Source organism: Aeromonas sp. SG16 (assembly GCF_024436135.1).
Classification (GTDB): domain Bacteria; phylum Pseudomonadota; class Gammaproteobacteria; order Enterobacterales; family Aeromonadaceae; genus Aeromonas; species Aeromonas jandaei.
Genome location: NZ_JANFNW010000001.1, coordinates 579480 through 601676 on the forward strand (window position 1 = coordinate 579480; position 22197 = coordinate 601676).

General features: G+C 58.7%; 28 protein-coding genes and 2 tRNA genes. 11 read left to right on the forward strand and 19 right to left on the reverse strand.

Going from position 1 to position 22197, the window contains the following annotated elements; translation table 11 throughout:
* Positions 1 to 18: 18 nt before the first annotated feature.
* From NOM67_RS02630 to NOM67_RS02645, 4 genes are all read right to left on the reverse strand, one after another.
* A tRNA-Val gene (locus NOM67_RS02630) sits at positions 19 to 95 on the reverse strand.
* Between the two features lie 12 nt (positions 96 to 107).
* Positions 108 to 184, reverse strand: a tRNA-Val gene (locus NOM67_RS02635).
* 138 nt (positions 185 to 322) lie between these two features.
* Positions 323 to 1702: an MATE family efflux transporter gene (locus NOM67_RS02640; protein WP_255933618.1), complete on the reverse strand. Its 1380-nt coding sequence runs from the start codon at positions 1700 to 1702 to the stop codon at positions 323 to 325.
* Between the two features lie 148 nt (positions 1703 to 1850).
* On the reverse strand, positions 1851 to 2057 hold the full coding sequence (locus tag NOM67_RS02645) for a YaeP family protein (protein WP_005352334.1): 207 nt from the start codon (positions 2055 to 2057) through the stop codon (positions 1851 to 1853).
* 130 nt (positions 2058 to 2187) lie between these two features.
* Between NOM67_RS02645 and NOM67_RS02650 the strand changes: the two genes are divergently transcribed.
* The 3 genes from NOM67_RS02650 (at position 2188) to NOM67_RS02660 (ending at position 4210) form a co-directional block, all read left to right on the forward strand.
* Positions 2188 to 3090: a DMT family transporter gene (locus tag NOM67_RS02650; protein WP_255933620.1), complete on the forward strand. Its 903-nt coding sequence runs from the start codon at positions 2188 to 2190 to the stop codon at positions 3088 to 3090.
* A gap of 103 nt (positions 3091 to 3193) precedes the next feature.
* Positions 3194 to 3808, forward strand: a complete 615-nt coding sequence (locus tag NOM67_RS02655) for a riboflavin synthase (protein WP_041207881.1) — start codon at positions 3194 to 3196, stop codon at positions 3806 to 3808.
* A gap of 18 nt (positions 3809 to 3826) precedes the next feature.
* The gene (locus NOM67_RS02660; protein ID WP_124929378.1) at positions 3827 to 4210 is read left to right on the forward strand and encodes a VOC family protein; all 384 of its coding nucleotides are present in this window, start codon (positions 3827 to 3829) and stop codon (positions 4208 to 4210) included.
* 61 nt (positions 4211 to 4271) lie between these two features.
* Here NOM67_RS02660 and NOM67_RS02665 read toward each other — a convergent pair whose 3' ends face one another.
* The 4 genes from NOM67_RS02665 to NOM67_RS02680 form a co-directional block, all read right to left on the reverse strand.
* Entirely contained in the window at positions 4272 to 4475 is a 204-nt protein-coding gene (locus NOM67_RS02665; RefSeq protein WP_033112514.1) for a CPXCG motif-containing cysteine-rich protein, read from the reverse strand.
* A 551-nt stretch (positions 4476 to 5026) separates the two neighbouring features.
* A complete protein-coding gene (gene hxpB, locus NOM67_RS02670) occupies positions 5027 to 5686 on the reverse strand; it encodes a hexitol phosphatase HxpB (protein WP_041207878.1) in 660 nt (219 codons plus the stop codon).
* A gap of 129 nt (positions 5687 to 5815) precedes the next feature.
* Positions 5816 to 6994 carry a formate-dependent phosphoribosylglycinamide formyltransferase gene (purT, locus tag NOM67_RS02675; RefSeq protein WP_255933621.1) on the reverse strand — a complete coding sequence of 393 codons (1179 nt, stop codon included), beginning with the start codon at positions 6992 to 6994 and terminating at the stop codon, positions 5816 to 5818.
* A gap of 85 nt (positions 6995 to 7079) precedes the next feature.
* A complete protein-coding gene (locus NOM67_RS02680) occupies positions 7080 to 7970 on the reverse strand; it encodes a DMT family transporter (RefSeq protein WP_255935109.1) in 891 nt (296 codons plus the stop codon).
* Between the two features lie 213 nt (positions 7971 to 8183).
* Here NOM67_RS02680 and NOM67_RS02685 point away from each other — a divergent pair, with 213 nt between their 5' ends.
* Positions 8184 to 8771 carry an FMN-dependent NADH-azoreductase gene (locus NOM67_RS02685; RefSeq protein ID WP_041207875.1) on the forward strand — a complete coding sequence of 196 codons (588 nt, stop codon included), beginning with the start codon at positions 8184 to 8186 and terminating at the stop codon, positions 8769 to 8771.
* Positions 8772 to 8882: 111 nt separating this feature from the next.
* On the opposite strand, the gene NOM67_RS02690 is transcribed toward NOM67_RS02685, so the two are convergent.
* From NOM67_RS02690 to NOM67_RS02705, 4 genes are all read right to left on the reverse strand, one after another.
* Positions 8883 to 9059 (reverse strand): hypothetical protein, encoded by a 177-nt coding sequence (locus NOM67_RS02690; RefSeq protein ID WP_164536729.1) that lies wholly within the window; start codon positions 9057 to 9059, stop codon positions 8883 to 8885.
* Between the two features lie 152 nt (positions 9060 to 9211).
* The gene (locus NOM67_RS02695; protein WP_041207874.1) at positions 9212 to 9400 is read right to left on the reverse strand and encodes a DUF4250 domain-containing protein; all 189 of its coding nucleotides are present in this window, start codon (positions 9398 to 9400) and stop codon (positions 9212 to 9214) included.
* A 1-nt stretch (position 9401) separates the two neighbouring features.
* Positions 9402 to 9866 carry a MarR family winged helix-turn-helix transcriptional regulator gene (locus NOM67_RS02700; protein WP_033112507.1) on the reverse strand — a complete coding sequence of 155 codons (465 nt, stop codon included), beginning with the start codon at positions 9864 to 9866 and terminating at the stop codon, positions 9402 to 9404.
* A gap of 170 nt (positions 9867 to 10036) precedes the next feature.
* Complete coding sequence (locus NOM67_RS02705) at positions 10037 to 11251, reverse strand: UPF0149 family protein (RefSeq protein ID WP_255933623.1); 1215 nt, start codon at positions 11249 to 11251, stop codon at positions 10037 to 10039.
* A 193-nt stretch (positions 11252 to 11444) separates the two neighbouring features.
* Between NOM67_RS02705 and NOM67_RS02710 the strand changes: the two genes are divergently transcribed.
* Together NOM67_RS02710 and NOM67_RS02715 are read left to right on the forward strand one after the other, a co-directional pair.
* Positions 11445 to 12326 (forward strand): S1 RNA-binding domain-containing protein, encoded by an 882-nt coding sequence (locus tag NOM67_RS02710; protein ID WP_033112505.1) that lies wholly within the window; start codon positions 11445 to 11447, stop codon positions 12324 to 12326.
* Positions 12327 to 12638, forward strand: a complete 312-nt coding sequence (locus NOM67_RS02715) for a DUF1289 domain-containing protein (protein WP_182927893.1) — start codon at positions 12327 to 12329, stop codon at positions 12636 to 12638.
* A gap of 43 nt (positions 12639 to 12681) precedes the next feature.
* Here the strand turns inward: NOM67_RS02715 and NOM67_RS02720 are convergent, their stop codons facing one another.
* Entirely contained in the window at positions 12682 to 13005 is a 324-nt protein-coding gene (locus NOM67_RS02720) for an HI1450 family dsDNA-mimic protein (protein ID WP_041207870.1), read from the reverse strand.
* Between the two features lie 146 nt (positions 13006 to 13151).
* On the opposite strand from NOM67_RS02720, the gene NOM67_RS02725 reads away from it, so the two are divergent.
* A complete protein-coding gene (locus NOM67_RS02725; protein WP_255933624.1) occupies positions 13152 to 13280 on the forward strand; it encodes a hypothetical protein in 129 nt (42 codons plus the stop codon).
* Between the two features lie 3 nt (positions 13281 to 13283).
* Here the strand turns inward: NOM67_RS02725 and mtgA are convergent, their stop codons facing one another.
* From mtgA to minC, 5 genes are all read right to left on the reverse strand, one after another.
* Complete coding sequence (mtgA, locus tag NOM67_RS02730; protein ID WP_041207869.1) at positions 13284 to 14081, reverse strand: monofunctional biosynthetic peptidoglycan transglycosylase; 798 nt, start codon at positions 14079 to 14081, stop codon at positions 13284 to 13286.
* Positions 14066 to 14392 carry an HI1450 family dsDNA-mimic protein gene (locus NOM67_RS02735; protein ID WP_033112501.1) on the reverse strand — a complete coding sequence of 109 codons (327 nt, stop codon included), beginning with the start codon at positions 14390 to 14392 and terminating at the stop codon, positions 14066 to 14068. Before NOM67_RS02735 ends, mtgA begins: the two co-directional genes overlap by 16 nt.
* 191 nt (positions 14393 to 14583) lie before the next feature.
* Entirely contained in the window at positions 14584 to 14853 is a 270-nt protein-coding gene (gene minE / locus NOM67_RS02740) for a cell division topological specificity factor MinE (protein ID WP_033112500.1), read from the reverse strand.
* Positions 14854 to 14855: 2 nt separating this feature from the next.
* The gene (gene minD / locus NOM67_RS02745; RefSeq protein ID WP_033112499.1) at positions 14856 to 15668 is read right to left on the reverse strand and encodes a septum site-determining protein MinD; all 813 of its coding nucleotides are present in this window, start codon (positions 15666 to 15668) and stop codon (positions 14856 to 14858) included.
* 18 nt (positions 15669 to 15686) lie between these two features.
* A complete protein-coding gene (minC, locus tag NOM67_RS02750) occupies positions 15687 to 16412 on the reverse strand; it encodes a septum site-determining protein MinC (RefSeq protein WP_033112498.1) in 726 nt (241 codons plus the stop codon).
* A gap of 107 nt (positions 16413 to 16519) precedes the next feature.
* On the opposite strand from minC, the gene NOM67_RS02755 reads away from it, so the two are divergent.
* Together NOM67_RS02755 and NOM67_RS02760 are read left to right on the forward strand one after the other, a co-directional pair.
* A complete protein-coding gene (locus NOM67_RS02755) occupies positions 16520 to 16798 on the forward strand; it encodes a YcgL domain-containing protein (protein WP_041207867.1) in 279 nt (92 codons plus the stop codon).
* Between the two features lie 498 nt (positions 16799 to 17296).
* On the forward strand, positions 17297 to 17659 hold the full coding sequence (locus NOM67_RS02760; RefSeq protein ID WP_255933626.1) for a hypothetical protein: 363 nt from the start codon (positions 17297 to 17299) through the stop codon (positions 17657 to 17659).
* A 20-nt stretch (positions 17660 to 17679) separates the two neighbouring features.
* Here the strand turns inward: NOM67_RS02760 and NOM67_RS02765 are convergent, their stop codons facing one another.
* Positions 17680 to 18258, reverse strand: coding sequence for an alkylphosphonate utilization protein (locus tag NOM67_RS02765; protein ID WP_041207866.1), 579 nt, complete (start codon positions 18256 to 18258; stop codon positions 17680 to 17682).
* Positions 18259 to 18474: 216 nt separating this feature from the next.
* Between NOM67_RS02765 and NOM67_RS02770 the strand changes: the two genes are divergently transcribed.
* The gene (locus NOM67_RS02770) at positions 18475 to 19665 is read left to right on the forward strand and encodes a methyltransferase (RefSeq protein ID WP_255933627.1); all 1191 of its coding nucleotides are present in this window, start codon (positions 18475 to 18477) and stop codon (positions 19663 to 19665) included.
* 304 nt (positions 19666 to 19969) lie between these two features.
* The gene (locus NOM67_RS02775) at positions 19970 to 21433 is read left to right on the forward strand and encodes a chitinase (RefSeq protein ID WP_201966528.1); all 1464 of its coding nucleotides are present in this window, start codon (positions 19970 to 19972) and stop codon (positions 21431 to 21433) included.
* The last annotated feature ends 764 nt before the right edge of the window (positions 21434 to 22197 follow it).

A 22197-nucleotide genomic window follows, 5' to 3' on the forward strand; every position in this document is an offset into this window, starting at 1 on the left:
CATAACAGCAATCTGTGATGGTGCGTCCTAGTGGATTCGAACCACCGACCCCCACCATGTCAAGGTGGTGCTCTAACCATCTGAGCTAAGGACGCATCACAGAAAAGTGGTGGGTTTAATTGGATTCGAACCAACGACCCCTACCATGTCAAGGTAGTGCTCTAACCAACTGAGCTATAAACCCACTTCACTACGCCAGCATTGCTGGCGTGGTCGGCATACTACCCATGCCCCCCAAGGCTGTCAACAGGCCATATGCACAAAGGAGACTGTTTGCCCAGTTCTTGCGCAGCCTGTTGATTTTGCAGGCGAGTTGCCGCTTTTACTGGGCCCGCGACAGGGTGGTGCACGCCTCCGGCGTCGCGAAGCGGCCATAGATATGGCGCAGGCGAGCCCCCAACATCAGCGCGGCACTGGTAAGGCCGACGATAAAGCCAATCCAGAAGCCCTGCGGCCCCATCCGCGGTACCACCCAGTCGGTGAGTCCCAGGATCATGCCGGTCGGCAGCCCCAGTCCCCAATAGGCGACGATGGTGACGTAGAAGATCGCCTGGGTATCCTTGTAACCGCGCAGTGCAGCCGCCGCGACCACCTGCACCGAGTCGGAGATCTGATAGACAGCGGCAAAGAAGAGCAGCAGGGCGGCCAGTGCAATCACCTGCTGATCATCGGTATAGATGGAAGCAATCTGCTCGCGCAGTAGCACCGTCAGCGCTGCGGTGAGGGCGGCAATGCCCATCCCAAGCAGTAGGCCGGTGCGGGCTGCCACCCGGGCGTGATGAGGCTGACCCTCGCCGATGCTGTGGCCAACCCGGATGGTGACACCCACCCCGATGGAGAGGGGCAGCATAAAGACCAGACTGGAGAAGTTCAGCGCAATCTGGTGGCTCGCCACCGTCTCGGCCCCGAAGGGGGCCAGCATCAGGGCCACCACGGTAAACAGGGTCACCTCGCAGAAGATGGCCATGGCGATGGGAAACCCCAAGCGAAACAGGCGCCAGATCCGGCTGCCGTTGGGGCGCGTCAGTTGAGAGAAGAGACGGATCTCGGTGAAGTGACGGGAGAGCTTCACATAGAGGATCATCGCCAGCAGCATGGCCCACAGCACGATGGCGGTAGCGACGCCACAGCCGACCCCGCCGAGTTTTGGCATGCCGAAGTGACCGTGGATGAAGATGTAGTTGGCGGGAATATTGACCGCCAGCCCGACAAAGCCGATCACCATGGTGGGCATGGTGTGGGAGAGCCCCTCGCTGAAGTTGCGCAGCACCTGGAACATCACGAAGGCGGGCAGGCCCCACAGGATGGCGTGCAGGTAGCCGGTGGTCTTGGCCGCCATCACCGGCTCCACATCCATGAACTGCAGCGCCAGCGGGCTGTAATAGAGCGCAATCATTGCCAGCGGGGTGACGATGAGTGCCAGCCAGAAGCCCTGATGGACGGCCGGGCGGATTTGATCCCGCTTGCGGGCGCCGTTGAGCTGGGAAACGATGGGGGTGAGCGCCATGATGATCCCCTGCACCAGCAAGATCACCGGTAGCCAGAAGCTGGAGGCCACCGACACGGCGGCCAGATCGACCGCACTCACCTGACCCGCCATCACGGTATCGACGAAGTTCATGGCGACCTGGGCGACCTGGGCGACCAGTATGGGGCTGGCTAGACGGACGAGCTGCTTCGCCTCGGACCAATAACGTTGCACTGACACCTCCGAGTGGATCAGATAGATAGAGTAAAGAGCGGAAATCGGGAAGAGCCTTTGCACACCCGGACGGGCATGCAAAGGGTGGGGGAGGCATTTTAGCCTGAAATTCATCCAGGACGAAATAGTTGCCGCCCCGGCAGCGGGATCAGGCGTCTTCGTGATCGCTGATCAGCAGGTTGGCTGCCGCATAGGCGGCCTGTTCACGCAGTTCGGCGGGCACCCGCTCATCGGCGGCGACCGCATTGAGGGCGCGGATAGTGGCGGCGATGGCCTTCGGCACATAGCCCTGCTCGCCGGAGCCAATCTGGTTATAGGCGATACGGATCGCTTCACAGCACTCATAAACCATCATGATTTGCTTCCTTGAAAGTAAAAAGGCGAGCAAATATAGCGGTTTTGCTCCCATTTTGTCAGTCTCGCGGTTGTAATTTGCGGCAAGCCCGTTAGTTTGGTTACCCCCTTTTCCTGTTTCGGCCTCTTTGATGCTGCTCTCTTCGCGCAATTCACTGGCGATCTTCCTGACGCTGTTTGCTCTTCTAGCCCTGACGCTCAAGGATGGCGCGGACAAATATCTGGTACTCCATGGCTACTCCGTGATGGAGATGGTCTGGTTTCGCTTCTTTGTTCCTTTCCTCGGTCTGCTGCTGTTGTTGCCAAGGCGCACCGTGTCGGCGCTGCTGGCGGTGGATCGCTGGCTGTTGCTGCGCTCGCTGCTGTTTCTGGTCTGTGCACTGGTCTCGGTGATTGCGCTGGCCCATGTGCCGCTCAACGTCTACACCATCATCTGCCAGCTCGGTTCGCTGGCCTTTGTGGTGGCCGGTGTCATCTTTTTCAGGGAGCGTCTGACCCGGGCCAAGGTGGCGGCCGTGCTGTTGGGGCTGTTTGGCGTGCTGGTGGTGACCCATCCCGACGGGGGGGACGCGAACCTCTACTACCTGCTGCCACTGGTCATCGTGCTGGCCAACACCGGCTACAACCTCATCACCAAGCTGGTGGATCCACGTCTGACCACCCTCGATATCCTGATCGTCACCTGCTTCATGCTGGGGATGGTGGCAATGGTGACGCTCTGCTGGCAGCCTGCACTGTGGCGCTTCCCTGCGCTTGCCGACTGGCCCTATCTGCTGGCGCTGCCGGTGGTGACCCTGCTCTCCCAATATTGCCTTATCAAGGCGATGCAGTATGCGCAGGCCTCAACTCTGGCGCCCTTCTTCTATTTCCAGATCTTTTTTTCTACCCTCTGCGGCTATTTGATGTTTGGTGAAATGCCGACCCTCAGTAGTATGGCGGGGTGTCTGCTCATCGTGCTGGCTGGCATAGTGGTCATCCATTCCCAGCGCCGGACTCGCGTGCAGGGGCTGTCAGAGGCGCCGGAGCAGGTGTGACAGTGTGTATGAAACGAATTGTGTAAAAAGCGGATTGTGTAAAAGAAGCGGCCACAGGCCGCGATAAAAAACAGAGCGTGTTACCAGAAACAAAGAGGTGATGATGTTTACCGGAATTGTGCAAGGTGTGGCCGAGCTGGTCGCCATCGAAGAGAGTGCTTCATTTCGTACCCACGTGATCCGCATGCCCAGCCGGGAGTGGGGCGAGGGATTGGCTCTTGGGGCCTCGGTGGCTCACAACGGCTGCTGTCTCACCGTGACCCGGATTGCAGGGGATCTGGTCAGCTTCGATCTGATGCAGGAGACCCTGCGCCTGACCAACCTCGGCAAGCTGCAAGTGGGGGACAAGGTCAACGTGGAGCGGGCCGCCCGCTTTGGCGACGAGATCGGCGGTCACGCCATGTCCGGCCACATTATCGGCATGGCGGAAGTGACCTCGGTGATCGACACCCCCAACAACCGTCAGGTGTGGTATCGCCTCGCCCCCGAGCTGATGAAATATGTGCTGACCAAGGGGTATATCGGCATTGACGGCATCAGCCTGACCATCGGCGAGGTGCGCGAGCGGGAGTTCTGCGTTCACCTGATCCCCGAGACGCTGGCTCGCACCAACCTCGGCTGGGTGCGCGCCGGCTGGCCGACCAATATCGAGATCGATCCCCAGACCCAGGCCATCGTCGATACGGTGGAGCGGGTACTGGCCAGCCGAATGGCCTGATATCAGGAAAAAGCGCAGATGAAACCGGGTCTGAACTATACCTTTCACCACTTTGGCATCCCCAGCGCCGTGCCCTTGCCCCATGGCATCCACAGCGAAAAGGTGGGGATGTATACCGAGGATAACCCGGGGCGGTTTCGGGTTCAGTGGCACTACTTTAGCGACGATTCGCCGCTGCACGAGCTGCTGAGAACCGTGCCTCACGTCGCCTTCAAGGTGGATGATCTGGCGGCCGCCATTGAGGGGGAAGAGGTGATCCTGGGGCCCTACGAGCCGATCGACGATTATCGGGTGGCGGTGATCAATGATGCCGGGGTGCCCATCGAGCTGATCCAGACCGATCTCGATGACGAGACGCTCTGGGCCAGAGCGAAATCGCGGCAGGGCAGCATCTACCGCTGACCACGAAACGAAAAGGGGCGTCACTCTCGCGAGTCACGCCCCTTTTGCTATCCGGCCGCTCTTAAAACATCTGCTCGTCGTCAGCATCCACGAAGAGTTGCAGACGGTCGCGCTCTTCATCCCGATGCAGCCGCAGGTGGATCGGATTGCAGCAGGCCATGCAATCTTCGTAGAACTCCTGATCCCCCTGACTGGCATCCAGCTCGACCCGGGTATGGTGGCCGCAGTGGGGGCAGACGATGCGCTTGCTGGTGTACTCGATCATGATAACCTCCTCGGGCCCGCGGGCCGCCTGTCTCCCTTGATTCTAGCTGCGCAGGCGCGGGCTAACCGCGAGCAAGCGCACGTTTATGAAGGAGGTATGACAGGGATCAAACCAGGATCGGAAAAGGGGATCAGCAGGCACTGCCGGGGCAAAAATGGCCCGAAATTTGGTTTCTAATCGGCGATTTGCAGCTGTTATTGCCAACTAATGGTTGGTAATGGAAGGGGCTGAACGGCGGTTTTTACTGGCCAAAAAGGCCATTTGGCCATCCGGGAGGGGGGCTGTGCATCCGGCCGGTTTTCCTCTTGTTGCCGCTAGGTGGGTATCTATCCTTTGGCACCTATTCACCTATAAAAACGGGGCCGCAGGCAGGTATGCCTGCGGCCCCGTGAAGGATGCGAACGGTTTGTCGCTGGCAGATTACTTTGCCCAGCTGGCCAGCATTTCACTATTGAGTTCGGCCAGCGAGCTTAGCTGGTAGTTGGCGATGGGCAGACGCGGGTCACCCACCAATGCCGGGTACATGGGAACGATCAGCGCCAGCTTGTCCTTTACTTGACCCAGCTGGCCAGCATTTCACTATTGAGTTCGGCCAGCGAGCTTAGCTGGTAGTTGGCGATAGCCAGACGCGGGTCTCCCACTAAAGCCGGATCCGGCACGATCAGCGCCTTCATCGAGGCCGCCTTGGCCGCCAGCAGACCGGTGAAGCTGTCTTCGATGGCCAGGCAGTGTACCGGCTCAACCCCCAGCTTCTCGGCGGCGTGGATATAGACATCCGGGTGCGGTTTGCCGAAACGCTCCACCTCGGCGGAGTGAACCGCCATAAAGCGATCGCGAATGCCGAGCTTGCCGAGCACCGCTTCCACCATGGCAAAGGGGGAGGAGGTCGCCAGACCCACTTTCAGGCCGCGCGCTTCGATAAGGTCGAGCGCTTCCAGCACGCCGGCCTTGGCCTGACCTTCGGAGAGGATCAGGGCGTTGACCCGATCCAGAATGCGCTGCACCACCTCGTCCTGGCTCGGGCCGCTCCACGGGCGCAGGCGATACCAGTGGGCGACCAGCTGATCGATGCGCACACCGATGGTCGACTCACAATCCTCGACGGTGTGGGGGTGGCCCAGTTCGGAGAACACGGCGATCTGGGCCCGTTGCCAAAAGGGTTCCGAGTCGATCAGAACACCATCCATATCGAAGATCACGGCAGCTAACATCTTGTACTCCTGACAAATTTGAAGAGGGGATTATAAGCCTGACGAGCAAATGCAAAAGGGGCATTGCCATGCCCCTTGCGCCCGATCACATCGGCAAACGTTTGTTTCGGTGCGGTGAAAAAACAGCGTTTAGAAAATGACCTCGACGCTGGCGGCAACGGCTTTGGCCTGCTCGACCGCCTCGCTGCAATCTTCACCCCGGGCCAGCGCCACACCGAGACGGCGGCGACCGGCGATCTCCGGTTTGCCAAACAGTCGCAGCTGGGCACCCGGCACCTTGGCAAGCGCCTCGCCAATCCCCTGATAGCGGATATCCTGACTGTGCCCTTCGCGGAGCACCACGGCAGAGGCGCTCGGCCCGTACTGGGTGATGGTGCCGACCGGCAGCCCCAGAATGGCGCGCACATGCAGGGCGAACTCGGAGAGATCCTGCGAGATCAGGGTCACCATGCCGGTATCGTGGGGGCGCGGCGAGACTTCGCTGAACCACACCTCGTCGCCCTTGATGAAGAGCTCGACCCCGAACAGGCCGTAACCACCGAGGGCCTCAACCACCTTGGCTGCTACCTCTTTGGAACGGGCCAGCGCAAGTTCGCTCATCACCTGCGGCTGCCAGGATTCGCGGTAGTCGCCATCTTCCTGACGGTGGCCGATAGGCTCGCAGAAGTGAATGCCATCGACGGCCCGTACCGTGAGCAGGGTGATCTCGTACTCGAAGGGAACGAAGCCCTCGACGATCACCTTGCCACGACCGGCGCGGCCACCCTCCTGGGCGTAGGTCCAGCTCTCATCGAGCTTGGCGAGATCGCGCAGCACGCTCTGTCCCTTGCCGGATGAGCTCATCACCGGCTTCACCACGCAGGGCAGGCCGATGGCCTCGACGGCGGCGACAAACTCATCCTTGCTCTGGGCAAAGCGGTAGGGGGAGGTTGGCAGGCCCAGGGTCTCGGCGGCGAGACGGCGGATCCCTTCCCGGTTCATGGTGAGTTGGGTGGCACGGGCGTTGGGCACTACCTTGACTCCCTCCTGCTCAAGGGCTGCCAGCGTATCGGTGGCGATGGCCTCGATCTCGGGGATGATGAGGTCGGGTTTGATCTCGGCGACCAGCTCGCGCAGGGCGGCGCCATCGAGCATATCCAGCACCCGGGCGGCATGGGCCACCTGCATGGCGGGGGCATTGGCATAGCGGTCGGCGGCGATCACTTCGATGCCGAAGCGCTGCAACTCGATGGCCACTTCCTTGCCGAGTTCGCCGGAGCCCAGCAGCAGGGCACGGGTGGCGCCGGGGCGGGTTGCGGTTCCAAACATACGATCTCTCCTGATGTCGTTGGTCATTGTTGATGATCGCTATCGCACGAATAGCGGGCAAAAAAAGAGGCACGCATGGCGTACCTCAGGAAACGGATGGTCGGGCGCGCTGCTCCAGATGGGTCAGCAACGTGATGGCGCCAATGATGATGGCGGCGCCAAGCCACAGTCGGCCGGGCGGCGCCCAGCCAAACACCAGCCAGCCTGCCAGTACGTTCATCGGCAGCTTGGCAAAATCAAAGGGCTGGATGAAGGAGGCCTCCGCCACGCTGTAGGCGCGGGCGATGGACATCTGGGCCAGAGCCGACAACACGCCTGATGCGGCCACCAGCAGCCACTGGCTTTCCGTTGGCCACTGCCACTCCGGCAGCGCCAGCATGGCGTTGAACGGGGTGCTGAAAATAAGCAGGTAGACGACGATGGTGTGGGACGATTCGCTCGCCGCCTGATAGCGTACCAGCAGGGAGTAGCCTGCCCAGAACAGCGCCGCCGCCACCGGCAGCAGAGAGGCCCAGCTGAAATCATCATTCCAGGGGGCGAGGATCAGCATGGCGCCGACAAAGCCGGAGAGAGTAGCCACGATGCGAGCTCGGCTCACCTGCTCTTTGAGAAAGAGAGCTGATCCCAGTGTGGCAAACAGCGGTGACGTCATCAGCAGGGCGATACCTTGCCAGATGGGCACGGGCTCGGCCAGCGCCCAGAGCCAGAACTGGATGCCGATCACCGCCAGAGCGACCCGCAACAGATGCAGGCGCAGCTGGTTGGTCATCAGGGATTGGCGCAAGCCGTGGCGGACCAGCCAGGGCAGCAGGCAGATCAGGGCGATCAGGTACTGGTGAAAGGCAACCTGGGTCGAGGGGAGGCCAAGCTTGAAGCTGGCATACTGGCTCAGGCTGTTGACGGCGGCGAAACAGAGGCCTGCCACCATCATCCAGACTGCACCGGCGAAAGGGGAGTGGCTGCGCGAGTGGGCCATGGGATCCGGGTCACTGAAAAAAGTGCGGCGGATCATAGCGGCAATCGTTTGTTCTGCCAAGGGTTGATGCGCCCGTTGCCGCCCAATCAACCAATATCAAAATTTTTGAATAAGTTGAGCATCTATTTTCGCTATCAGCAAAGAAGCGCAATGTTTAGAGTGACCTCCATCGACAGCGCAGCTGTTCAACCGACAACCAAATGGAGTTTCACCATGGCCAATATCCTCGTTCTCAAATCCAGCATCCTGGGTCAATATTCCCAATCCAACGCCCTGATCGACGGCTTCCTGGCTGACCATCAGGATGATGCCGTCACCGTGCGTGATCTGGCGGCCCTCAACCTGCCGGTGCTGGATGGCGAGCTGGCTTCCGGCCTGCGCGGTGGTGACAACCTGAGTGAACGTCAGCTGGCGGTGATCGCCCAGTCCGACGAGCTGATCGCAGAGCTCAAGGCGAGCGATCTGGTGGTGATTGCCGCCCCCATGTACAACTTCAACATCCCGACCCAGCTGAAGAACTGGATCGATCTGGTTGCCCGTGCCGGTGTCACCTTCCGTTACACCGAAACCGGCCCGGTCGGTCTGGTGGAGAACACCCGTGCGCTGGTGATCAGCCCCCGCGGCGGCATGCACGTCGGCAGCGCCACCGATCTGGTGACCCCCTACATGCGCACCGTGCTGGGCTTCATCGGTATCAAGGAGGTGGATTTCATCTACGCCGAGGGGATGGGCATGGGCCCGGATGCCCAGAGCAAGGGGATTGAAGCCGCCAAGGCGCAGCTCGAGACGCTGGCCATCTAAGCCGTTTGCCAGCAAGGGCAATCAGCCCCGCCATAAACAACAACGCAGCCATCAGGCTGCGTTTGTTTTTTTAAGCTTGCTGTGTGCGGGAACCGCTGGCAGGTGCTGAGGCTACTCCAGCATAAAGCGGCGACAGCCCCGTATCAGCATCAACACCACAGCCGCGAGGGAGCCAACCATCAGCGCAGTGAGCCACTGTTCGACGCTTTGCGGGATCTGCGGGGTGAAGAGGCTGATCATCAGCAGCATGCAGAGCGTGATCAGGAAATGTTCGCGGTTCAACGTCATGGGGTCATCCTTGGGTTTGCTCACTGGCAGCAAGAGTAGTGCCTTCGTATGACAGTGTGATGTATCCATTCATCACACTGCCGAGGTTTGAGTGACCATATCAGGTTTTGGCCCCGGTGCCACTGTGGCTGCTGACGTTGTGATCCCGATCCCTATCTGAACTGTTTTTGCTCTGGCTGGTAGTGAAAATCACCGCTGGCCAGCCGCGCTTCCAGAGCCGCCTGATCGAGATCTTGCGCCTTGCAGAGGTCTTCCAGATCATCGTAACGATCACGCAGCTGCATATTGATCAGGCTCAGCAGCATGTTGACGTCCATGGTGGCAAATTTCTTCAGATCCATCCTATTTCTCCTTGTCGAGGGAGTGCAGCTGCTCGATGGCCGCGCTGACGCTGTGCAAATGCTGGCGGATCGCCTCGCGGGATTCACTGGGCAGGTAGTCGGTCAGGGTATGCTGCCAGCTGCCCGCTTCGCTCTTGAGCTGCTGGAACAGGGCGAGGCCGCTATCGGTCAGGGAGACCAGGCTGATGCGCTTATCCTGCTCGCTGTTTTCGGTGAAGATGATGCCTTTTTCGGCCAGACGGCGGATTTCGCGGGAGATGCGCACCTTGTCCATGCCGCTCGCCTCGACCAGCTCTTTCTGGCTGATGGGGTAGTTGGGGCCGAGCACCATCATCAGACGCCACTGGGGGACGGTCAGCTGGTAACGCTGTTCGTAAAACTGCTCGAAGGTATCCCGTAGCATTTCGGCGGCATGTACCAACTGATAGGGCGGGTAGTGAGCGAGTAACGCTATGATTTTTGACATATTACACCCTGCTGTGACGGCTGCATCAGATGCAGTTTCTTTTGATACTTTGACATTGATGATACGAAACTCAAGCGAGTTTGTCTGACCCAGTTGCGATGAAATGTGCGGTGACGCACGCCATCAGACAAAAACCGGGTCAGTTCGCCGGGATTTTAATCCGGAAGTGGTCAGCCCTTGCGCAGCCAGAGCAGAGCGCTCTGCTTGAGCCAGGCCTCGCGGGTGTGCATGGTGTAGAGGGCTGCCTCATCGCGGCTGCCCGCCTGCCAGCTCATCGGCTCCTGCTTTGGCAACTTGCGCTGACCGAGCAGACAGGCCGGAACGTGCGGGTTGGCATTGATGGCGGCAAGCAGATGGGGTCGGGCGGCATCCGCCCCTTCGCGGGCAAACATCATCAGGGCGCGGTTGTAGAGCAACCAGCTGGAGGCCTCGTCGAAACGCACCAGCAATTCAGCCAGCGCCTGCCAGTCGCCCTGCAGGGCGTAGAGGGAGGAGAGGTTGTAGCGGCAACCCAGCTCGTCGGGGATGCAGATGGCCAGCAGTGCCAGATACTCTTCCCTGGCTTCGTCCAGCTTGCCAAGGCGCAGCAGGCAGTCGGCGCGTCCGGCGCGGGCCGCCAGCAAGGGGCGCACTTCCGGCGCGCTCCAGCCATGGCCACCCAGCTGTTGCCAGAAGCTGGCATCAAACAGCGGGTTGGCATCGGCGATGATCTTCTCGAACCAGCCGAGGCGGGCCTGATGGTCCCGGCAGTTGTCCGCCAGCTCGAACCAGCGTTGCCACTGCTGGGCCTGCTCGCTGTCGAGGGCTACATCGGCGCTCGGCGCGGCCTGATACTGATCGAGCTGAAGCAGCTGGTTGAGGGCGGTCTTCATATTCTGGCGCTGGCGTTTGCAGAACTCGACAAAGGGGAGTTCGCTGGCGGCGGCGCTATAGAGCATCTGCGCCATCTGTTTGTCGCGAAACAGGCTCAGCTCGGCGGCCAGGCTGAAACGGTACTGGGTTGTCGGGTCGTTCAAATCCTTCGGCTTGGGCCAGGTGGCAAAGCCCTGACTGAAGCCGTAGCACCACTGCCCGAGCGGGTGGCTCTGTTCAAAGACCTGCTGCGGGTTGTCGGTGGGGAGGCGGCATTGGCTCGGCAGGGCCAGCTGGGCTTCATCTGCCTGCGCTTCCAGTTCGGCGATCAGATGGGTGAGGGCCTCGCCACTCTTTTCATCCAGCTCGGCGTCATGGGGCAACAGACCGGCCAGCGGGGCCTGCCAGTCAGGGGCATCCGGCCCGACCAGACGGGCACACAAAAAGCCGTGCAGAGCGGGATAAGTCATCGCCTGCTGGCTGTGGGTCTGGATCCATTGATTGAGATGACGGGTACGAGTGGATGGGTTCATCGACAGTTCCTCTGGATTTGAGCAGCCGCGAAGTCTACCTAAATGTGGGGGTATTTGCAGCAAAGGGACGGTTGAATGGCGATTATATCGCCATCGGCCGGTCAGAGTGAGGCGAGGGGACTAGGCCGGATCACCCCTCTTGGGGTAACATGCGCGGCCATAGGGGCCGTGATCCAGCCGGCCCGTCCGGGTAATGAAAAAAGAGAGCACCATGATACAGATTGGCAAGATGAACACCCTCACCGTCGTTGAACTCGAAGATCGCGGCGCCTGGCTGGCAGCCGACGAATACGGCGAGCTGCTGCTGCCCAAGCGCCAGCTTCCCGAGGGGATCAAGGAGGGGGAGAGCGTACAGGTATTCCTCTATCTGGATGCCGACTGCGAGCCGGTCATCACCACCGACAAGCCCTTCGCCATGGTGGACGAGTTTGCCGGACTGAAGGTGGTTAACGCCAACAAGATCGGTGCCTTCCTCGACTGGGGCATGAAAAAGGATCTGTTCGTGCCAAGCCGCGAGCAGAACAAGCCGATGCAGGTGGGTCACGTCTATCTGGTGCGTCTGATGCTGGACAACGAGGGGCGCATGGTGGGTACCAGCCGCCTCGAGCGCTTCCTGAGCACCGCCAAGCCCCCCTTCAAGGCGGGAGACGAGGTGACCGCTCTGCCCGGTGAACACTCTCCCCTCGGTATCAAGGTGATCGTCAACGGCCAGTATCCCGGCATGCTGTTTCGCAACGAAGTGTTTGGCCGGGTGATGACGGGCCGTCCGCAGACCGCTTGGGTCAAGCAGGTGCGCGACGATGGCAAGCTGGATCTGACCCTGCAAAAGCCGGGTATGGCCAAGGTGGACGATGCCGGCGAGCGCATTCTGGCCCGGATGAAAAAGCAGGGTGGCAGTCTGGCAGTGGGTGACAAGAGCGAACCCGAGCTCATTTACAAGCTTTTTGCCATGAGCAAGGGGACCTTCAAGAAGGCGATCGGTGGCCTCTACAAGCAGGGCAAGATCGTCATTGAAGACAATGCCATCACCCTGACCGAGGCGGGAGCGGCTGCCCAGAGCGGGGAGCAGGAGTAAGTGCCGAGTCCCTGCATCGGGCTGTGCAAGGCAAAGGATGGCCTCTGCCTTGGTTGCGGTCGCACCCTGACCGAGATCGGTCACTGGTCAGCGATGGAGAGCGATGCCCAGTTGGCAGTGATGGCCGAGCTGGATGGCACCAGGAGCACCCACTGTTGTCCGGGCTGTGGTGAACCGGCCTATTGCGCCGTCTCTGCCGGGATGACCATCGAGCAGTGCTGGTGCAGTCAGTTGCCGACTTTGCCGATGACGGCGGCCAGTGCCTGCTGGTGCCGTCGCTGCCTGGCCAAGGCCATCGCAGCGCAGCCCTGAGCATGGGAAGCCAGAAAAAAGAAAGGCGCCAATGGCGCCTTTTTTATGCTTGTTGCTGGCGGTGCCAGCGCACATAAACCTGATTTTCCGTGATCAGGCGGGGCAGAAGGAAGGTTGCGAAGATCACCTCGAACTCCTCCTGATGATCCAGCAGACCCACCCACACTTCGACCCAGCGCTCCATATCGACCGGCTCACCCAGCTCTGCCGACCAGTCGGCATTGGGCAGGGTCGCCTCCACGGCGCCACGCTGTTCAAACTCCAGGGTGATATCGACGATTTGTTCGGGGGCAAGCATGTCGGCGGCCTGCTCAAGAAACTGATCATAGGCCCATTCGACCAGCTGATCCGGGGTACGCTGTTCCATGAAATCACTCCAGATACATCGAGGCCGCTACTGTAACAAGTATTGGCCGTGGCGGCCAGACCAGTACGCCGCGGGGGACGACCTGTCCAACAGGTCATATCGGGGGTATGGTTAAGTGGCGGGTGAATAGTCGTGGGGGCGACGCGATGCGGTTACGGACAAGACGACAGCAGATCAAGCGACGACGGGAGAGCTGGTGGTGGCACTCTCTGCCCCTCAATCAGGAGCCGGCAGAGGCGGGGCAGGAGCCACCGGTAAAATCCGGTGGCGCCTGATGATCAATTGGCCTGATAGACCCGGTTGAGGGTCACCTGACCCAGTTGCCCCATCTGGCGGCGGATCCAGACCGCCCGCTTTTGCACATAGGGCGAAGGGGGCTTGACCCGATAGCGCCAGGGATTGGGCAGGGCAGCTGCCAGCAGGGAGGCCTCGTAGCGGGTCAGCCGGCTGGCCGGTTTGCCGAAGTAGTAGTTGGCTGCGGCTTCAGCGCCATAGATACCCGGGCCAAACTCCACGATGTTCAGATACATCTCGAGGATGCGGGATTTGTCCCAGCCCAGCTCCATCAGCAGGGTAAACCAGGCCTCCAGCCCTTTGCGCAGGAAGCTGCGATCACTCCACATAAAGAGATTCTTGGCGGTCTGCTGGCTCAGCGTGCTGGCACCCCGTACCCGCTCGCTGTGCTGGTTGTGCTTGAGCGCCGCATTGATGGCGTCCATGTCAAAACCGTTGTGCTCGGCAAAGCGCTGATCTTCGGCGGCAATCACCGCCAGTTGCAGCTCTTTGGAGATGGACTCCAGATCCACCCACTCATGGCGCACCTGTGCCACTTTGGCAGGCGGAAAGAGGGCGCGCTCGATGCGCCAGCTCCACATGGGGGGATCGATAAAGCGCAGCAGCAAGACGGAGACGACCGAGCAGACAAGCCCGGCCAGCAAGGCCTTGCCAACCCACTTCAACACCCGGCGACCCAATGAGGGGGCCGGGGTTTCAGGCGCCATCTGCCGGGCGTCAGAGTCAGACTCCCAGACATACTGGCTCGGATCATCGGGATCCGGAATTATTGGGGCAGCCATTCGATGTGGCAGAACTTCTCGTCAACACGTCGGGAGAGCAGCATGCGGGCAAACAGGTGCTCGTACTCTTCTTGCTCGTTGCCAAGGCCAACCCAGATCTCGGCGTACTCGGCATCACTCACGGCAAAACCCACATCCGCTTCCCAGTCGTCGGCCGGATCGGTCTCTGCCAGCAGGCCGCGATCGTTGAACTCCTGATTGAAGCGGATGATCTCCTGTTCCGGCAGGTTGTCGGAGGCCAGCTCCATAAAGAGTTCAAGGGCGGTGTCGAGCAGCTCTTCGACGCTGTGCATTTCGTCATTCAAGGACATAAGTTCTGTTCCAGAAAAAAGAGAAGAAACCTCGCTGGCCGATGCAAGCGAAGGCGGCGCTATTCTAGCTGTCGCCAGACCCCTTGGCGAGCCGGTTGCAGGCGCTTCGCCAGGTTGAGGCAATAAAAAACCGGATCCAGCCAGGGGATCCGGTCTTCATTGAGGGAAGGGGTCACGCATATGGCGTCAGCTCATCCCTTCTTGTTGTCATCGGCGAAGGTGATGTTGAGCTCGAGAACGGAGAGCTCGTCACTCTTCTGATCCATCTGGACGGTGATCTTGTCCGGATCGATGTTGACGTATTTACGGATCACGTCGAGGATATCCTGCTTGAGCTGGGGCAGGTAATCCGGCCCCCCTCTGGATGAACGCTCGTGAGCAACGATGATCTGCAACCGCTCCTTGGCCAGTTGTGCGGTGTTCTGTTTCTTGTTGGAACGAAAATAATCCAATAATGACATGTTTAACTCCCGAACAGTCGGCTAAAGAAGCCCTTCTTTTCTTCTTCCAGAAAACGAAATTCCTTGGTATCACCGAGCAGACGGGAAACCGCATCATCATAGGCCTGACCGGCATCGGACTCCTTGTCCAGAATGACCGGCTCGCCCGAGTTGGAGGCACGCAGCACGGCCTGTGACTCCGGGATCACCCCGAGCAGCGGGATGGCCAGGATCTCCTGCACGTCCTGCACGCTCAGCATGTCGCCGCGATTGACGCGGGTCGGGCAGTAGCGAGTCAGCAACAGGTGCTCCTTGATAGGGTCTTCACCACGCTCGGCACGGCGGGATTTGGAGGAGAGGATGCCGAGGATCCGGTCGGAGTCACGCACGGAAGAGACTTCCGGGTTGGTGGTGACGATCGCCTCGTCGGCAAAGTAGAGGGCCATCAGGGCGCCCGCTTCGATCCCCGCCGGAGAGTCGCAGACGATGTAGTCAAACTTCATCTCGGCCAGTTGCTCCAGCACCTTCTCGACACCCTCTTTGGTCAGGGCATCTTTGTCACGGGTCTGGGACGCCGGCAGGATATAGAGATTCTCGCTGCGCTTGTCCTTGATGAGGGCCTGATTGAGGTTGGCCTCACCGTTGATGACGTTGACGAAGTCATACACCACGCGGCGCTCGCAGCCCATGATGAGGTCCAGGTTTCGCAGACCGATGTCAAAATCGATGACCACAGTTTTGTGGCCACGCTGGGCTAAACCGGTACTAAGGGCCGCGCTGGTTGTGGTCTTGCCAACGCCACCTTTACCCGATGTAACGACTATGATTCGCGCCATTCTCGCTTCCTTGTAACTCTATTTGATACGGTCTATACGGAGTTGTTCATTATCCAGCCGGATATGGACCGGTTGCTGGATGAGGCCTGCCGGCAATGCATCGCTGAGCTGGAATGTGCCAGCGATGGAGAGCAGCTCGGCCTGTAATTGCTGGCAATAGATCCGGGCCCGGGTATTGCCGCGGGCTCCGGCTATGGCTCTGCCACGCAGGGTGCCATATATATGAATGCTGTCATCGGCGAGCACTTCGGCCCCCGGACTGACGGAACCCAGCACCACAAGCGAGGTGCCGGCAGCATAAATCTGCTGGCCGGAGCGCACCGGGCCCACATGCACCCGGGTCGGGATGAGGGGGGCCGGCTCCGGCTCAGGGGGCGTAACGGGGGCGGCAGGTGCCACCACCGGCTCTGGCTCAGGTTGGGGATCGCTCTTGCGACTCTTGCCCGAGGCCATTACGGCAAGGCCCACCGCTTTGGCCGCCGTCTTCATCTCTTCACTTCGCGCGCCAGTGATGCCGACCAGCACAAACTCTTCCGATTCCACCAGCTCCTTGAGCTGTTCGAAGTCGGGGATCTGTTCCAGTCGGGAAACATTGATCACCAGCGGTGCGCAATTAAAGAAGTAGGGCGCCTGGGCCACTTTTTCCGCCAACAACTGACGGATCCGCTCTGGCTCGCCATCGCTGATATGCAACACAGAAATAGTGAAGGTGGTCCCTTTCAATTCGTTATCGCGCTCAACCATGAATCTTCCCCGAGGCAGAGATGCTAATCCGTTATTGTTATTCAATTCCTGATGTTATAGTTTGCCCCCATCAGAGGCAATAAACTCGTCGGATTATATCAATTTCCATGTTGTGTGCAGTCTATAAAAGTCGCAAAAAAGCCGAGACCTACCTTTTTGTTGAAAGAAGAGAGGACTTTTCCCGCGTACCGGCCCCCTTGATGGCGGTTTTTGGTCGTCCCGAGCTGGTGCTGATGACCAAACTGGACCCGGCCAAACCCCTCGGGCTGGCCGATGTCGGCAAGGTGATGGAGGCGTTGACCATGCAGGGATTCTACCTGCAGGTGCCGCCCCCGCCGGAGAACCTGCTGGAAGAGCACAAGGCCCGCCAGAAAAAGGGCGCGTGACCTCTCCCGCCTAAAACCATCAAGACGGCCCCGTCGCAACAGTGCGTGTGACGGGGCTGTTTTTTACCCGGTTATCGCCATTTTCTACCTTGCGATTCATCGCTTATGTTCAGTGCCTGAACAACTGATGACAAATTAACGGGGTGCTTAACCGGACAATATTGGTCATCTGCCCGATATATTGCCGGTTCGTCCACGGAGTTACTTTTGGCGAGCACAACACTTGTGCCAATTTTTTCCGAGCTGTTCTATCGATTGGGGGAGGGGTTATTTACACCGTTATTTTCTTATCGCCTTACCTCGTATCCCCTTCTTTTTTAAAATATAAAGTCAAGTATCCATGACCTGCTTTTAGTCAATTTTTGTCCTTGCTCACAAAATAGCCCAGCTGTTTCTAGCCAATTTCCCGCGCGAGCAGCCTTGCGAGACGAGCTTGCCAGCCATCGAGGAAAAAGAACTTGGCCACCAATATATTGCCGCTATCTGATAAGAGTCCTGTTGGATGAGAGCGTTCCGCTTGTGAGCCTATACGGGCAGGCGAGCAAAGCCTTGTTGTTATCAGCCAATAGTGGTCAAGGCAAGCGTGACAATAAGTGTGCATACGTTGGCGTAATCAAACCGGCGCAGCAGGGGCTCTGGGGAGGTGTGCTGCAGGATAAAAGGGGAGAGAGCCACATAGTTGCACATCACAACCTACAAATATGGGTCAGGTGTATGGCTGGTTTGCAACATGTGGTATTGGCGAAAGTATGTGGCTTGGCGGTGGCTGAAAATTACTTCTGTACAGCTGATAACAGCGCGGCCCATAAAGTGGCGGCAAATAAAAAAGGATGGCGGCTGGCCATCCTTTTATTGTCGTAGGCACAAGTTGCCGAGCGTTATTACGCCTTTTTCAGGTAGGCGGCGACCAGCACGATCTGCACACCGTTGACCTTGCCTTCGATATGAAGCGGGTTGTTGGTCAGGCGGATGCCCTTGACCAGGGTGCCGCGCTTGGCGGTAAAGCCGGCGCCCTTGACGTCCAGATCCTTGATCAGGGTGACGGAGTCGCCCTCTTGCAGCACGGCGCCGTTGGAGTCTACGGTCGGCACGCTGTCGTCATCTTCGGAAGCCATGCCCGCTTCGGCCCAGGCCTTGGTCTCTTCTTCCATGTACATCATGTCCAGCATGTCCTGAGCCCAGACTTCGCCTTGGGCGGAGAGGGCTTTCAGCTGGCGCCATGCCATGACCTGAACGGCCGGCACCTGGCTCCACATGCTGTCGCCCAGGCAGCGCCAGTGGTTGACAACCACAGTCTCTGGCTGCTCCAGCTGGCCGCGGCAGGTATCGCAGATGGCCACGCTGTGATCATCGTCGCTGGCGGGGGAGTGGGGTACCACGAAAGCGGTCAGTGCCTGCTCGGCGCCGCACAGTTCACACTTGGCGCCTGCACGCGCTTGCAGGATGGCGTTGATGGTCATGTTATTGATCCCCTGGTTGGTAGTAAAACGACCCGCATCGGGCGGGGCGCATCAAAGAGGGGGCGGAATATAGCATAAAACCCCGCATTTTGTCAGGTTGGGTAGCTAGCTGGGTCAGGCTACTCCCTTGAACGGCACTTTACTGCGCAGCAAGAGTGCAATTTAAAGCGGGATCGCTAGAATGAGCCTCCTTTTGACTGCCGGATAGAGGCTCCTGTGCTGGCGCTACGCTTTCAACAACTGGATCAGCTGCTGATCCGCCATCGGCGCTGGTGGCAATATCAGCCCTATCACCACCTGACCATGCCCTTTGCCAACGAGGCACCGGAGCTGGTGGCACAGCTCGCTGCTCTCACGCTGGAGCAACTGGCTGAACTTGATGGCGACATGGCGGCCCTTGGCTCGTTGCTCTCCCCCTGGATTTCCGATGGCGAGGTGTTGCTGCAACTCAGTCAGCTTGAGCCTTTTACCCCCGAGCCAATCAATTGCAGCAAGGAGATGGCGCTGCATATGCCGGGGCGCAAGCAGGCTCAAATCGAGGCCTTCACTGCCTGCTTGCCTGTGCATCAGGGGCCCTATCTGGAGTGGTGTGCCGGCAAGGGGCATCTTGGGCGACTGGTATCACGTCATCGTCACGCGTCGGTCTTGAGCCTCGAATTGCAAGAGCAGCTCTGTGAAGAGGGTCGTCAGCTGGCTGAGCGGGATGGCGCCACCATGACCTTCTGCTGCGCCGATGCCTTTGCTCCCGAGTCTGCCGAGCTTATTGCGCCCGAGCACCACGCCATGGCGCTGCACGCCTGTGGCGAGTTGCATACTCATCTGTTGGCGCAAGTGGCCGAGCGCAGTGCCCGTGGGGTGACCATCTCCCCCTGCTGTTACCATCTGATCCGCACCCCGGATTACCGTCCTCTCTCTCAAGCCGCTCAGGGTAGTGCGTTGCGTCTGGCCAAGGCCGATCTCAAACTGCCGTTGCAGGAGACGGTGACCGGCGGCGCGCGGATCACCCGCTTGCGTGAGCAGGAGGTGGTGTGGCGGCTCGCCTTTGATTGTCTGCAACGGGAAGTGCGCGGGATCGATGAGTATCTGCCGGTGCCCAATATGCAAAAGAGCCTGCTGACCGGCAGTTTCGCGGCATTTTGCGACTGGGCTGCCGAGCGCAAGGGGATCGCGTTGCCGAGCGGACTGGACTACGACGCCTTTGTGGCCAAAGGGGAGGCGCGTTTTGGCGCTGTCGCCCGGATGGAGCTGGTGCGTCACCTGTTTCGTCGTCCCCTCGAGATCTGGCTTGCCCTCGATAGAGCCTTGTTCCTGCAAGAGCAGGGTTATCGGGTCGAGGTGGGGGAGTTCTGCGCCAAACCGATGACGCCGCGCAACATTCTGATCCGCGCGGTGAAAGCAGAATCCTGAGTCGCTAGCCTCCCTGCTGCTTGATGGTTTCAAATGGCTGACAAGCTCCTCTTGTCAGCCATTTTTTGTGTCTAAAAAAATGTACGGGTGGTAGCCACTCCATCCACTCGCGCGGTTCCAGTTTTACTGGTGCCACCTTGTCAAAAATTGTTTCGTATGAGTTCTTTATGTCGGTTCGTTGTTAATTTTTCTGACAAGGTGAAATGGCTCACAAATCTGTTTTATTTCTTAATTCTCATCGTGAATTTAGTTAATAAAACACCTACTCTTGTAGCGCCCTATATTCAAACAAGGACTGTGATTTATGTTCAAACCCAAGCGTTGTGCCTGGTTGATTGCGGCTGCCTGCGCATTGCCAAGTTATAGTGCAATGAGCGCAACCATGAATATTCAACCCGATCCGCAGAACCCCGGTGGATATGTTATTGCTGCCTCTGATGTGGCTGCCGTGGAAAAAGCCAAGACAGCCAATCCCATGTATGCAATTTGGGCCAAGGCGTTGGCGACCCGATCCAATAAAATAGTCGATGCTATTGAACCCGGGTTGGCAAGCAACCCTGACAACGTAAAACGGGTTGAACGGGTATTTCCCCAGTCGGAATGGGATTATTTAACCCAGATGGCAGCGCCGGAATACACCTATGTCCGGTTCTTGCGTGCTATCGGTAAATTTCCGGCATTTTGCGGGGAATATACTGACGGGCGTGATTCAGATGCGATCTGTAAAAAATCCATCGTGACCGCCTTTGCCCACTTCTCTCAGGAGACGGGTGGCCATATCTCCAAGGACAATGTCTCCGACAACCCGCTGGGGCTGGAGGAGTGGCAGCAGGCGCTGGTGCATGTGCGCGAGATGGGCTGGTCAGAGGGACAGACCGGCTATACCACCGGCTGCGGTCAGAACGACTGGCAAAACAAGAAGTGGCCCTGCAGTACCGGACAAGGCTACTTCGGACGCGGTGCCAAGCAGCTCTCCTACCATTTCAACTACGGCGCTTTCTCCGAGGCGATGTTCGATGGCGATGCCTCCGTGCTGCTCAACAACCCGGGGCTGGTGGCGGACTCCTGGCTCAACCTTGCCTCGGCCATCTGGTTTTTCCTGACGCCACAGGCGCCCAAGCCGGCCATGCTGCACGTGATTGACCGCACCTGGGTACCCTCCAAACGGGAAGTGGATGCCGGTATCGGCTACGGCTTTGGTACCACCATCAACGTCATCAATGGCGGCATCGAGTGTGGCGAACAGAACAAGGACAAGGGGCAGCCGGTCAACCGCATTCGCTACTGGGAAGGGCTGGCCAATCACTACCAGATCCCGGTCAAGGCCGATGAGAAGAATACCTGCTGGCAGCAGACGCCCTATGGCAGCCTCAACCTCAACGGAGCCACCGACGTGCTCTACACCAACTGGGATGGCAACTGGAAATACTACCCGGATCGCCCGGGCGGCTACTCCTTCGAATGTGAGCTGGTTGGCTTCCAGACCGCCTACTCGGCGCTGGTACCGGGCGATTACCAGAAGTGCGTGACCAACTTCTACGGCTCCCACGCCAACTGGCCGAAAGTGCGGGTCGTAGACAAATTGACTCCGCCGCCGGTCGATCCGAGCGAACCGCCCATCGGTGGCAACCCGGCCTGGGAAGCGACCAAGGTCTATACCGCTGGCAGCAAGGTGAGCTACAAAGGCGTTGTCTATCAGGCCAAATGGTGGACGCAGGGTGATGATCCCGCCAAAGGTGGCCCCTGGGTTGTGGTGCCCGCCAAATAAGGTGGCGTGATATTGACAATCAAAGAGGAGAGAGGGGGGACTCCCTCTCCTCGTTAATTAAAAAATTACATCACCGAATATTATCTTGTATTTTCAATGGTGCTTTAGTCTTGGTTTACAGAACGGTTTTTATCTTAAAATTGAAATAAAATAGTGTTGGGGGAAGGGAGAGGTAGCCGTTTTACATGTCGATTGGTTAGCACCATAAATTGGCGTCTTCTGATAATTTTCGCACACTGCGGGCTAATTCATTTTTCATCATTAAATGAATCCTCTCATTGCACGTGAGGGGAGTACCCCCCCCTATTGGTAAACTGTCATTTATCACCAAAATGGTGAGGTCTTGCTATATCGCGCAGTTTTATCTCGGCACTTTTTCGCTTATTCCCTTGAAGAAATTGATGTGAACGATCGGTTTATATTGGCAAGCTCTTTGGCTTATGAAAAATTGGGTACCTTTGACACCGGATACACCTCTGCCATTTTGCCGACCACCCTCAACCGGTGGACTATGAGTGAACCGACCTTTGTGACTCCCGATCATCCTTAATCCTGTTGTGCTCACTTTGCATCGTGTTTGCTGGTCATTCGGAGTCTGCTTGACCGCTATCTGAGGGTGATCGGAGGGGGGCATTGTCGCGGCAAAGCGCTATCGCAAAAAGAGACCTGCCGCGGTAGCAGTGTTCCATTATTTCACCTGTGCAAAAGCGATGGTTAACTCTGTCACGCCAGTGAAACAATCTATGTATGGGGGTGGGTAAAAA